This is a genomic window from Acidobacteriota bacterium, assembly GCA_021161905.1.
In the GTDB taxonomy this organism is placed as follows: domain Bacteria; phylum Acidobacteriota; class B3-B38; order Guanabaribacteriales; family JAGGZT01; genus JAGGZT01.
In genome coordinates this window covers 1-12655 of record JAGGZT010000001.1, presented here as the reverse complement: position 1 = coordinate 12655, position 12655 = coordinate 1, and the positions used below count along the sequence as shown (strand labels likewise).

The 12655-nt window shown below is 46.3% G+C and carries 13 protein-coding genes; 10 read left to right on the top strand and 3 right to left on the bottom strand.

The features are described from left to right. Positions 1-52 precede the first annotated feature (52 nt). A complete protein-coding gene (locus J7L64_00065) occupies positions 53-1132 on the bottom strand; it encodes a hypothetical protein (protein ID MCD6450752.1) in 1080 nt (359 codons plus the stop codon). Positions 1133-1230: 98 nt separating this feature from the next. Between J7L64_00065 and J7L64_00060 the strand changes: the two genes are divergently transcribed. Beyond that, complete coding sequence (locus J7L64_00060) at positions 1231-2289, top strand: tetratricopeptide repeat protein (GenBank protein MCD6450751.1); 1059 nt, start codon at positions 1231-1233, stop codon at positions 2287-2289. A gap of 4 nt (positions 2290-2293) precedes the next feature. On the opposite strand, the gene nhaC is transcribed toward J7L64_00060, so the two are convergent. Further along, positions 2294-3643, bottom strand: a complete 1350-nt coding sequence (gene nhaC, locus J7L64_00055) for a Na+/H+ antiporter NhaC (GenBank protein ID MCD6450750.1) — start codon at positions 3641-3643, stop codon at positions 2294-2296. Positions 3644-3927: 284 nt separating this feature from the next. Between nhaC and amrS the strand changes: the two genes are divergently transcribed. The 8 genes from amrS to J7L64_00015 all read left to right on the top strand — a co-directional run bounded on the left by amrS (position 3928) and on the right by J7L64_00015 (position 11424). Next, positions 3928-4968, top strand: coding sequence for an AmmeMemoRadiSam system radical SAM enzyme (gene amrS / locus J7L64_00050; protein MCD6450749.1), 1041 nt, complete (start codon positions 3928-3930; stop codon positions 4966-4968). Continuing rightward, positions 4949-6073 carry a radical SAM protein gene (locus tag J7L64_00045; GenBank protein MCD6450748.1) on the top strand — a complete coding sequence of 375 codons (1125 nt, stop codon included), beginning with the start codon at positions 4949-4951 and terminating at the stop codon, positions 6071-6073. The genes amrS and J7L64_00045 overlap by 20 nt, the downstream gene beginning before the upstream one ends. 43 nt (positions 6074-6116) lie before the next feature. Continuing rightward, complete coding sequence (locus tag J7L64_00040) at positions 6117-6695, top strand: archaemetzincin family Zn-dependent metalloprotease (protein MCD6450747.1); 579 nt, start codon at positions 6117-6119, stop codon at positions 6693-6695. Then, on the top strand, positions 6692-7411 hold the full coding sequence (locus tag J7L64_00035; GenBank protein MCD6450746.1) for a DUF72 domain-containing protein: 720 nt from the start codon (positions 6692-6694) through the stop codon (positions 7409-7411). The genes J7L64_00040 and J7L64_00035 overlap by 4 nt, the downstream gene beginning before the upstream one ends. After that, positions 7398-7652 carry a hypothetical protein gene (locus tag J7L64_00030; protein ID MCD6450745.1) on the top strand — a complete coding sequence of 85 codons (255 nt, stop codon included), beginning with the start codon at positions 7398-7400 and terminating at the stop codon, positions 7650-7652. The genes J7L64_00035 and J7L64_00030 overlap by 14 nt, the downstream gene beginning before the upstream one ends. Next, positions 7649-9343, top strand: a complete 1695-nt coding sequence (locus tag J7L64_00025) for a DUF2817 domain-containing protein (protein MCD6450744.1) — start codon at positions 7649-7651, stop codon at positions 9341-9343. The genes J7L64_00030 and J7L64_00025 overlap by 4 nt, the downstream gene beginning before the upstream one ends. Before the next feature lie 11 nt (positions 9344-9354). After that, positions 9355-10416, top strand: coding sequence for a GWxTD domain-containing protein (locus J7L64_00020; protein ID MCD6450743.1), 1062 nt, complete (start codon positions 9355-9357; stop codon positions 10414-10416). A gap of 111 nt (positions 10417-10527) precedes the next feature. Further along, complete coding sequence (locus tag J7L64_00015) at positions 10528-11424, top strand: GWxTD domain-containing protein (protein ID MCD6450742.1); 897 nt, start codon at positions 10528-10530, stop codon at positions 11422-11424. On the opposite strand, the gene J7L64_00010 is transcribed toward J7L64_00015, so the two are convergent. Further along, on the bottom strand, positions 11411-12166 hold the full coding sequence (locus tag J7L64_00010) for an alpha/beta hydrolase (protein MCD6450741.1): 756 nt from the start codon (positions 12164-12166) through the stop codon (positions 11411-11413). The two genes, J7L64_00015 and J7L64_00010, sit on opposite strands and share 14 nt — an antisense overlap. A gap of 186 nt (positions 12167-12352) precedes the next feature. Between J7L64_00010 and J7L64_00005 the strand changes: the two genes are divergently transcribed. Continuing rightward, positions 12353-12655: isoaspartyl peptidase/L-asparaginase (locus J7L64_00005; GenBank protein MCD6450740.1), on the top strand; the 303-nt coding region annotated here is incomplete at its 3' end.

Below are 12655 nucleotides of genomic sequence, written 5' to 3'. Positions count from 1 at the left end.
ATTATAAAAGACCAAGAGTTAAAAACGGTCTTTCCCCTATCACCCCCTTTCGTTAAGAGGCTATTTTGAGGGAAGCTTCCTCCCACTTCCTCACTATTAGCCGAGTAAGATAAAGATAATAGAAAGGAGAATAGGGAAAATAATCTGCATAAGTGGAATACTCGAGGAAAGTCATCACCGGTTCGATCTGGGTTCCTTCATGGAACTCGTTGAATGAGGTTATACTGATAAGGTCCGGGGAGGAAGCGATCGCCTTATCCCCCATCAAGAGATAACGTGCTCCTCCTCGCCTTTCTATTACCACCGCTTCGCCACCGATCAACTCTACATCCCGACTGTTATTGAATCCCGGGGCAATACTGGGAATCCAAAGCAATCCCCGCTGATGGAGCTCCTCACTCCAATCACCCCACTGGTCCGATAAATTCCACCGGTCAATTGGATCGTAGGTGAACATCCCATCAAACCCTATCTCCTCCACTATCTTGGGATCGAGAGCTCCCCCTATAAACGAAGCATTGGTTGTTTCGTTTGACCTAAGCTCAGCAAGGGCTTTATGCCAATCGCTAAGGCTCATATAAGCTATATCCCACTCCGGGACCACGGGCGCAAATATGTAGATATAAGGCTTTCCTCTATTATCCCTGAAAAGGGCAGGATGATCCCGATAGGTGGTTAGAAGATAGGCTACATCGGAGACAAAACGCTCCCTTCGTCTCCCATAGGGTTCGAAGAGAAAAGCTACCTTAAGACCATAGGAAGCCGCCTTTTCCATAAGCAATGGGAGACGGGAGGCAGATATAGATCCCTTTCCCCAGTAAGAGGCAACCAAGGTTCCGATCCGAGCGTACCTGAACCATTCCATATGGTGATCGAGTACCGAAGCGTCGGCTGAACTATAGGGACCAAGAAGAGGGTAGAAATTTGCTGCGATATCTGCCGGCGGGATATGACCTCTTTCTTGCCAGTGATACCAACATCCATCTATTAGTGGGTTCCCGTACCAAGGATAATAAAAGGCATGGACATAAGGGTTCGGTGGCTCCTCTCTTCCTAAGGTAGGTAGAATGAAATTAGCCCCCATAAGGGTTAACCCCCTTAAGAATTCCCTTCTCGTTATCTTCTGAAACATTGAAGATACCTTTGATCATATTATTATAATTCCATTTTAGTTTTGTGATATTGAATATTTTCACTTTTTGCACTAATTTTGAAGGGGAGATCAAACAGATGAGAAAAGAGAGGCTGGTAATCCTTCTCCTCCTTTTGTTTCCTCTTCAGTTTGCTTCCTCCCTTCGGGAGGTTCTACTTAATCTCACCAATAAAGAAAGGATAAAAAGAGGTATTCCTCCACTTATTTTGGACCCGATCCTTTCCAATATCGCTCAACATCATAGCGAAGAGATGGCTAAATACGAAAAGGTAAGCCATATTTCTCCTGTCTACGGATACGATCTCAAAAAACGGGTAGGATACACCTTCCCTTTGGTTAAACCGTTGGGAGAAAATGTTGCCTCGGGAAGGAGTATTCCGGAGATACACCGATTATTTATGGAGAGTTTGGGCCACCGAAGGAATATCCTGAACCCAAAATTCAGCCGAATAGGGATAGGAATAGCCAAAAGGGGAAGATTTGTCATCTATGTAACCGAGATATTCTCCGGAAACATTCCTAAATGGATGGTGGCTAAGAATCCCCGTTATTACTTCGATCTGCCCCCGACAAGGAAGCATCCTGAGGTGTTTACCCCTCCGGAAAGTGAAGTTTTTATCTTTACTCAGCCGGAAGAGGAGAAATTGGTGGTTGAAGGGATGGATCTCTATCAGCAGGGAAAATACGCGGAGGCAATAAAGTGCTTCAAAAGGGCAATAAGCGTAAACCCCAATTATATCTACGCTTACTACGATTTAGGACTTGTCTATTATCAGCTCTCGGATTACAGAAATGCTCTCCACTCTTTCAAAGAAGTGCTTCGAAGAAGAGAGGACGACCTCTATTCCCGGTATTACCTTGGAGCTACTTATTACCATTTGGGAGAATATAGGAGAGCCATTACTCAATTCCTCTCCCTCACCAAGGTTGATTATAGTCTCCATCCTGATGTTAATGGAGCTGAGCTAAAGATCGGCTCCCTCTATTTTTTAGCTCTTTCCCTCGACCAACTTGGGGAAAAAGAAAGGACGATTTATTACTACCGTCGGTTTCTTGAAGAGGTGAAGAAAGGTCACACCGCCTCTCCCTTCCAAATAGCATATGCGGAGAAGAGAATAAAAGAACTTAGCAAATAATCACTTAGCTTCCAGGGATGGTCTCATCTTCTCGAATCCTGGGCGACATAGTGATGCCCGTATAACCAAAGAAGATCGCTACTAAAAAACTAGTATAGCACATTACTGCCCAGGGGAGATATTTCAAGGTAGGAACTCCTAAGGTACCCGCTATAAATACCCCTGCCATACTCCAGGGGATAAGAGGAACCACCACCGTCCCTGCATCCTCGAGTATTCGAGAGAGGTTCTTGGCAGCTAACTTACGCTCCCGATAAGCGGGGGCGAATAACTCTCCTGGGATAAGGATCGAGAGGTAGGAACTTCCGGTCATTATAGCGATGGTGATTGAGGAAAATACGGTAGCAGTGACCAATCTTCCCACCGTGCTCGCTATCTTTAGAAGGTGCTCCAAAATGACCCCGAGCATCCCAGTCTTCTGGATTATTCCCCCAAAGGAGAAGGCACAAAAGGCGATAAGGGTGACCCCCATCATACTCTGAAGTCCCCCTCTCGATAGCAGATCATCCACCACAGAAACTCCGGTCCGGGAGTGATAACCCACGGTCATCGCCTCTACCACTGCAGTAAGACTTTTTTTCTGATAGATAATGGCTAACAAAGAAGCGGTAAATGAGGAAAGAAGGATGCCGGGGATGGTCGGTTTCTTAGTAATCGCAAAGTAGATTATTATCGCTACCGGAAGTAAAAGGATCAGGTTTAGATCAAAATTTTTTCTAATGGTCTCCAGAATAATGGACATCTGAGGAGAGGTTATCTCTTTGCTTCCATAGCCTCTACCGGCAAAATAGTATACTATTAACCCCAATCCCCAGGCAGGAGTAGTAGTCCAGAGCATATGCTTTATATGGTCGAACAGGTTGCTCCTCGCTACTGCAGGAGCAAGATTGGTGGTATCGGAGAAGGGGGAGATCTTATCGCCGAAATAGGCTCCAGCTACGATAGCGCCAGCCGCTGGCCCGGCTGGGATCCCCAGCCCCTTAGCGATACCGATTAAAGCAACCCCCACCGTTCCCACGGTTCCCCATGAGGTACCGGTACAGAGGGATATCAAACTGCAGATAACACAAGCGGTTACTAAATACATCTTTGGAGAGATCAATTTCATCCCGTAATAGATGAGCAAAGGGATTGTTCCCGAGGCGAGCCAGCTTCCAATAAGGGTTCCCACCGAGATCAAAATAAGCATCGCTGGCATCGCCTTCGCTAAGGCTTCCACAATTCCTTCCTCCATTTCCTTATAAGAATATCCCAACCGTTGGCCAATGACTCCAGCGACGATGGCAGCGCATATAAGAAGTATCTCTGCTCTAAAGTGGTAAACGCCATAACCAACTCCTAAAAAAAAGCCCATACTAATCAGAGGAATAAGGGATTCAAGAAGGGTGGGTTTTCTCTTTCTTTTTGCCACTTTGATCTCTCCTTCTCTGAAATATAATACTTTGATATTAAACCTAAAGGCTTATATTCTATTAAATTGAGGTTCTCGGTGTCAATTTCTATTTCGGAGTTAACTAAATTTCCCTCCTTAGAATTTATCTTGGCGTGATATAATAAGTTGGAAAGGAGAGAGATAGAAGAGGAAGGGTTCTGAAAAAATCTAAAGCTATAGGTGAAAGAACCGTTGAAAAAGAAGTGATCAAAGAAGCCACTCTTTATCAAAAACTGATGGAGGGGAGGGTACGCTGTCTCGTTTGTGAACGGCAGTGCGTCATCCCCGAGGGAGAAAGGGGATATTGTCTTACCAGGGAGAATAGAGGAGGAAAGCTTTACTCCCTTATCTATGGAGAGGTTTCTACCTTCTTCCCTGCCCCTATGGAGATAAAACCTCTTTATCACTTCTACCCTGGAAGTCGAGCGCTTTCTTTCGGTTCCTTAGGGTGCAATTTTCGGTGTATTCACTGCCAGAATTGGGAAATAGCCCACACCGCCCCCGGAAGGTCCTCGCGGGAGACGGAGTATATCACCCCGGAAAAGGCAGTGGAGCTTGCGATATCCTCTGGCTGTGAAGGCATCTGTTGGACCTATAATGAACCGGCCATTTGGCTTGAATACATTCTCGATACTGCAAAGTTAGCCAAAGAGAGGGGGCTCCATACCAGCATAGTGACCAATGGTTACCTAACCGTTGAGGCGCTTGATTTGATCGGTCCTTATATTGACGCCTTCAGGGTGGATATAAAAGGCTTCTCCAACGAATTCTATCAGAAGATCGCCAATGTACCCAATTTCTTTCCTGTGTTGCGCACGGTAATCAGGGCAAAAAAGAAATGGGGGATGCATATCGAGGTGGTAACCAATGTAATCCCCACCTTAAACGATAACGATAGGGAGGCAGAGGGCATTGCCGAGTGGATCGTAAAGAGTTTAGGTAAAGACACCCCATGGCATATTACCCGTTTCATTCCTCACTACAAACTCGAGCACCTCCCGGAAACCCCTGTTTCTACCCTCGAGCGGTTCCATAACATTGGGAAGAAGGTGGGGCTTTCCTATATCTATATCGGCAATGTGCCTAATCACCCTTTGGAAAACACCTATTGTCCTAAATGCGGCTCCCAGGTGATAACCAGGCGGGGACATAGGCTGATTTCCCATTCCATTTCAGAGGGGAAGTGTGCCGTTTGCGGAGCCCCGATACCGATTATCGGGGGAGTAAATGGTCCCTTCAAATCCTGAAAGTGACACAACCAAGTGTATCGGTTGCGGAAAGGTTGAAGGAGTATCAAGGGTCCTTTCTTTGTGTGTTTCCTGCATCAAAGAGGATTACGACCGGTTCCGTTACCATATTGACGGGGTTCATCAGAAGGCTCGGGAGCCCTTTTCCCTTCCCTCATCTCCTCCGAGGACGAAAGAAGGGGTTAAATGTGGCATATGTGTGAACGATTGTTCAATAGCTGAGGGGAAAAGGGGATATTGTGGAGTGCGGGAAAACGCTTCTGGGCGGATTGTTCCCGTTACTGGCAGTGAAGATATGGGGATGCTCGACTACTATTATGATCCTTTACCTACCAATTGTGTCGCCTCCTTTGTTTGCCCCGCTGGTTCGGGATACAATGAATCCGACTATTCTTATGCTGACGGTGCGGAGTATGGTTTTTTCAATTTGGCTGTCTTTTATCTCGCCTGTTCTTTTGATTGCCTCTTTTGTCAGAATTGGCATTTTAAAGCAGGAAAGGGGGGTAGGGCCTTAAGCGCCACTGAACTTGCCGATCTCGTCGACGATAAGACCGCTTGTGTCTGCTATTTCGGTGGGGATCCCACCCCGCAGATAACCCATTCCATAAAAGCGGCAAGGATTGCCCTTTCGCGGACGAAGGGAAGGATCCTTCGCATTTGTTGGGAGACAAACAGTAGTATGGCTAAGAGGTTCGCCCAAGAGATAGGAGAAATAGCCCTTATCTCCGGTGGTTGCGTTAAATTTGATCTAAAAGCTTTGGATGATAGGCTCCATCGGACGTTAACTGGAGCGTCGAATAAAAGAACCTTGGAAAACTTCCTCCTCCTTGCTAAGATTGCCGAGAAGAGAAGGAAACCTCCGCTCCTTGTAGCAAGCACTCTCCTCATCCCTGGATATATAACTCCGGATGAGGTAGGGGCGATTGCTCGTTTTATAGCGGATATCGACCCAGATATACCTTATTCGCTCCTCGCTTTTTACCCTCAGTTTCTGATGAACGATCTCCCTACTACATCGCGAAGGGAGGCTTATCTCTGTTATGAAGCTGCTTGCTCATCCGGTCTTAAGCGGGTTCATATAGGAAATATTCATCTTTTGAGGTAAGGAGATGCTAAAGTTCATATCTGTTATTCTCTTGTTGTTCAATATGATACTTCCGGGGCGAAATCCGGATGGAAAGAAAGTCTATCTTATACCCATCGGTGATGGGGTAGATCCGGAGTTGGTTCGGGAGTTGCGTCTTAATCTTGAAGAGGAGTTTCACCAACCCTTTGTTATCGGTTCCGTCATTGGCCTTCCTTCCGGCGCATATGTACCTACTCGAAGACAATATTACTCTCCCGCCATCCTCTCATTGCTTAAGAGAAAATTTCCCAAGGATGCCTCTCGGGTGCTTGGGATAGTGAATCACGACCTTTGGGTTCCGGGATTGAATTTCATTTTTGGTGAAGCGGATCCGGAGGCGAAGGTAGCAGTGATCTCCCTTGTCAGGCTGAGGCAGGAGTTCTATCACTTACCTCCTGATCCTGAACTATTCTTCCTGCGCGCTTTAAAGGAGGCGGTCCATGAATTGGGTCACACCTATGGCCTTCCCCATTGTTCTGATCCTAACTGCGTAATGCATTTTTCAAACAGCCTTGCCGATACTGATAGAAAAAGTGCCCATTTTTGCCCCCGGTGTCGCCGATTATTGGAAGAGGCTATAGAAAGGGAGAAAGAACGATGAGCATCATCGTCGGTTGCTGCGGCTTCCCTATGAGGAAAGAGGAATACTTCAAGAGATTTTCCCTCGTCGAGCTTCAGAGTACCTTCTATCAGCTTCCTCGTTTGGAGACGGCGCTCAGATGGCGAAAGGAAGCACCAGCCTCATTCGTCTTCACCCTCAAGGCATCGCAACTGATCACCCACCTTCCCAGTTCCCCTACCTACCGTCGGCTTAGAAAGCCAATTCCTCCAGATAAGAGGGGGGCTTACGGCTTCTTCAAGAACACCCCCGAACTATTCCGGGCATTTGAGGAGACCGATGCCATCGCCAAAGCAGTTGAGGCAAGGTTGGTACTCTTCCAGACGCCGGCAAGCTTTACCCCTTCCGAGGAGAATAAGGAGAACCTTTTTCAATTCTTCAAGAAAATAGGGAAAAGAAATTATCTAATCGCCTGGGAGCCTCGAGGGAAATGGGAGCTTCCCGAGATAACCAAAATTTGTAGAGAGCTTGGGATCATTCACGCTACCGATCCGTTTACCTCTCTCCCCAAAGATCAAGAGATTGCCTACTTCCGACTCCATGGAAGAGGAGGATACCGTTATCGTTATTCCGACGAGGAACTCTCTCAGCTTCTGGATATTTCGAGCCAGTATAAGGAAACTCTTGTTCTCTTCAATAACACCAATATGGCCGAGGACGCCATCCGGTTTATGGAGATAGTCGATGAGGGAACTTGAGCCTATAACGGTAATCACCTATTCCGGAGGAAAAGGGGTGGAACGCCCTCAAATATTCTTCTATAATAATCACAGATTTGAGATAGAGATGATCATCTTTCGGGCATATGAGATAACCCATCATCCTCGGGCGGTCCCAAAGAGAATCTTCAGGGTCTCCGCTGAGGGGAGGGAGTTTACCCTAATCTATGACGAGGCTACCTTGGAGTGGTATTTAGAACGGGAAAGGGGAGAACTATGAAAAAGAAAGCCTTATTAATTGGTTTGTTGCTTATCAGCATCTCGGTCCTTCTTTCTGCACAAGATATTAAAACCCCAGGAGAAAAATGTGATTACACCCGCTATACTCAATACCCTGAGATAAGCGGTTTCTTGAGCACCATTTCCTCCGTTTCTCCTAATCTCGTGGTAAAGACCATCGCTAAAACCGATTATCCCAACGATTACAACGAGAAGAGAAATATCTACCTCGCCATAATAACGGAGAAAGGGATAGCTTCACCTAATGAAGTGGACAGGGAGAAGCCGACTATTCTCTACATCTGTTCTCAGCATGGAAACGAACAATCGGGAAAGGAGGCAGCTCTTCTTCTCATTCGGGAGCTCACCCTTGGCAAGTTAAAACCGCTCCTTTCCAAGGTAAATGTCCTTATCATTCCCCAGATGAACCCCTATGGAAACGAGAATGATACCCGAAGGAACGAGCAGAACCTCGATATGAATCGGGATCACATAAAGCTTGAGAGCCCTGAAGTGGAGGCAGCACATCGGGTCTTCATTCGCTGGCTTCCTGAGGTAACCCTCGATGTTCACGAGATGGGACCAAGTTATTACCAGGAGAATGTAGGGGTGGTCAGTAATCTCAATATAGATCAGAGGTTGCAAGATTTCTCTCGAGGAAAGGTTTTGCCCTATATAGAGGGATATCTCAAAAAGAAAGGATACACCTTCCATGAGTACCTTGTACGGCAGATCTTGGGAATAAACGCTGCCTCTGGTGCGAATTACGGGTTGATGAAGACTCCAGAAAAACCGGTTATCATCACTCGCTATTCCACCACCGACATAAACGATGGAAGAAACTCCTTTGGCATCTTTAATACCCTCTCCTTCATCCTTGAGGGGGCGTCAGACCACAGGGTGGCTACCCTGAAGGAGAGGACCTTGCGGCAATACGAGGCGATGGTGGCGCTTCTTAAGTTCGTAGCTGAAAATAAATCCGAGATAAAGAAATTGGTCACCTCCTGCCGGAGGAAGCTGATAGAGCAGGGAAAGAGATTTTCTCCTCGCGATCTCGTCCATCTGAGGATGGAGTATGTAGCAGATCCGGAAGCTCCTCCACTTGTATTGAAGCGGTTGGTACCCCCAGAGCCGGGCCTTCTCGGGTTTATGAAAACCGATAAGAAGAAGGGGGAGAAAATAACCCGGGATGAAATTATCCCGTTAAAGAGAGGAGAGATGAAGGTAGTAACCTATACGGTGCCTAACTGGAGACCTAAGGTTGTCCCTCGAGTCTCGGTAGTTCGTCCTTTAGGCTATATAATTCCTGCTGATAGAAGCGACATCGTAGCCACACTCCTTCGCTTGGGGGTGAGGGTAAATCAGGTGATGGAGGACAAGGAGATAGAGGTTGAGTACTACCGGGTGAAGGAGATAATCCCGGCGAGGTTCGATTACAACCCTCCGAAGAAGATAGAAGTAGAGCCAATACGCTCCAAGATAGTTGTAAAGAAAGGTAGCTTCGTCGTTTATACCTCCCAGTTGGCAGGAAACCTGGTACCTATACTCCTCGAACCAGCATCGAGCTATGGGCTCATCCGCTATTTCAAATATCGGTTGGTCCCAAAGGCAGGGGACATCTTCCCTATTTACCGGTTGGTGAACCCGGTTAAACTGGAAGTCATTCCTTATATGAGTTGGCTCTTTAATTGAGGAGCTTATGAATGAAATCAACGAAATATTGGTTATTCCTCATCGGTTTCCTCTTTCTTTATGGAGGATGGCTTCCTCCGGGGAAGGCACGGGAATCCCTGAAGGATTGGATCAACGGTCCGGTAAGGATAATTGCCCTTTCCTCTGAGAAAAAACTGTTCAAAAGGCTGAAAACGGATGCGGAAAGGCGCAAGTTTATTGAGATATTCTGGAAGCGTCGTGATCCGAACCCAGAGACATCGGAGAATGAGTTCAAGAAGGAATTTGAGGAGAGGGTGGAGTATGCCAATCTTCACTTTATTGAGCGAGGGCTCAAAGGTTGGGAGACTGCCCGGGGACAGATATACATCCTTTTTGGTCCTCCTTCTCGTGAATGGCGAGAGAATCTTGTTGGGGTCCCTCGACTTGCCTACTTTTGGTATTACGATAATCCTCCAACTTCTTACTTAAGATGGGACGAAGCGCTTGTCTTCGCCGATATTTTCAACAACAGAAGGTATTATCTACTTCGCCCCTTTCCCCGTGATATCTTCGATCTTTACTTCTACCGTCAGACCCCTCGGTCTATGATAGACCTAATCCCGGTGGAATACTTCAGACCTATGGAAGATGTTCGGGAAAAGTTGATCGTGCGACGCGATATTGACTACTCAGAACTCACCGGAAAGCGAGAAGGGATTTCCGTTTCTGCTATACCTTTTGATCTAAGCTATCATCTAACCGGGAGAAAAAACAAAAGGGGAGAAGAGATCCTCGTCACAATAGGGATAAATTATACCGATTTCACTTATTACCAGGAGAAGGGGCTGCTAAAGGCGAAATTGAAGTTGACGCTCGAGGTACGGACAGAAAAAGGAAAATTGATAGAGAAAAAGGATAAAGAGGTAGAGCTCTCTTTAATGAAGAACGAATTGGTGCAAAGAAGCAAATCGAAGTATGAGGAACGAATAACTATATATCTTCCTCCTGGTGGATACTATCTTACAGCTAAACTCGAAGATAAACGGACAGGTGCTAAAGGGGTAAAGGAGCAGTTCGTAGATATCCCCCCTGAAGAGGAGGCCTACCAATGAGGAGGGGGGTTTTCTTCTTGATTTCTTTTTTTTCTTCTCCTCTCCCCAAAATGGTTTTGCCTCCAAAAGGAGAAAGAGCCCTTAAGAAATTGGATAAAGGGACCGGTTGAGGTGATCGTTCTTTCCTCCGAGAAGAGGTTGTTTGAGAAGCTGAAAACGGATGCGGAAAGGCGCAAGTTTATCGAGATATTCTGGAAGCGTCGTGATCCGAACCCAGAGACATCGGAGAATGAGTTCAAGAAGGAATTTGAGGAGAGGGTGGAATATGCCAACCTTCACTTTATTGAGCGAGGGCTCAAAGGTTGGGAGACCGCCCGGGGACAGATATACATCCTTTTTGGTCCTCCGGAGGAAGAGAAGAGAGAAGCGATAGCTGGTATAAAGCGTCCGGTTATCTTCTGGTACTATCAAAGTCTTCCCCCTCCTTTCTATAACCCGTTAATCTTCGCCGATATCAAAGGAAATGGGAGATACTATCTATTGAGGAACATTCCGGAGGTGACGGGGTTGGTAAGTCCAGCCAACACCATAAGGAAGGGGGAAGAACTTATCCCGAAGTGGTATCACCCTATGATCACCAAATTAAAGGAAAAACAGATTAAAGTTAATGGGTTAAGTTATCCCTTTTTAGAAAGAGAAATTACTGGTAGTTTCTCCCAACTTCCCTTTCCTTTCCACTATCGAGTAAAAATCGGTGAAAGTGGTGATGTTAAAGTAATAATTGAAGTAAACTACCGCTCTCTTACCTACTATCAAGAGGGGGAAAGGCTTCATCTACTTTTGCGGGTTCGCTGTGCCCTTTTTTCTCAAAAGGGTCCCTTCTTGAAAAAGGAGGAGAGCAAGTCCTTGTTCTTCACCAGGGAGGAGCTCCTGAAGAAAGGAGATGAATCCATCTACTTCGAGCTATCCTTCACCGCGCCCTCGGGTTCTTACCTTCTGAGACTATCGCTCATCGATGAAAAGAGCGGGGAAAAAAGCGCAGGGGAAGTTAGGATCAACATCCCTTAAAGTAGGAACTGAGGAAGCCTCTTACTTCGGAAAGAAATCGCTCATTTTCCTCGATAAAGGGAAAGTGAGCGCTTTTTTCAAATATAACCAGCTTAGCGTTGGGCATCAGCCGGTAAAGACGCTCCCCTTCCTCCAAGGGGATGTTATTATCGTGCTTTCCTGAGATTATCAGGGTGGGAGTATTTATAAGAGGGAGTTCTTTCTCAAAATCGAACGAAGGAAGCTCAAATAGGTTGAAAAAGCGGTTGGCAATAGGAGAGAACCGGATTCTCTCGGTCATAGCGTCAAGTTCCTTTGGTGGTGGAGGTTGGTGAAATAGAAAGGGGAGAAAAGTGCGGAACGATCTCTTGAGTTCTTCTTCGCCAAAACTCTCCATTTCGCTAAGTGCCTCTGCCTCTCTAAGCATTTCGTCTGGTGCCTTTTGGTAGAATCTCTCTATCGTTCGGTACCGATAACGATTGCTTCCCGCCGTGGAGACGAGGATCAGTGTTGTTAAGAGCTCAGGATAATCAAAGGCAAACCTCAAGCTTACGAAACCACCGTAAGAATGTCCCAACAAAGAGACTTTGTCAAAGCTTAATTTTTCCACAAGCTCTTTTACACTTTTTGCTGCCTCCTTGATAGAATAACCGCGAAGTGAAGCTGGCTCAGGAGAACGTCCTTGACCTGGAAGATCGAGATATACCAAGCTGAACCATTTGGCCAATGGGGAAAGATACGGTAAGAAATAGCTGTGATCCAACCCTGGTCCCCCATGGATAAGAAAAATGGGGTTCCCTTTTCCCTCAACTTTATACCAAAGTTCGCCCATTACAACTTATTTTAACATTATTCTTCTTTCTTTTCCTGCTTGAGGGATAAGAAAGAGTAAGCTATAATTAGAAAGCTAATAACTTCACTGAGAGCTTTTAAAGATGGAGGTGGAGCAATGGCTTTTTTTACAAGAAGGGAATTCATAAAGGGTTCTGCCAGCTTGGGTATTGGTTATAGCTTTTTAGGTGCTCTTTTCAAAAGAGGAAGTTCCATTTCTCTTCCCAAGGCCAAATTTCCCATCGTTCTCTCAAGCGGCACCCATGGACTTAAGGCAAATGAAGCTGCCTGGAAGGTTCTTTCTGCGGGTGGTAATTCCCTCGATGCAGTGGAGAAAGGAGCCAACGCAATAGAGACCGATCCCGAGGATACCAGCGTTGGTCTTGGTGGTCTCCCCAACGAAGAAGGAGTGGTTCAGCTC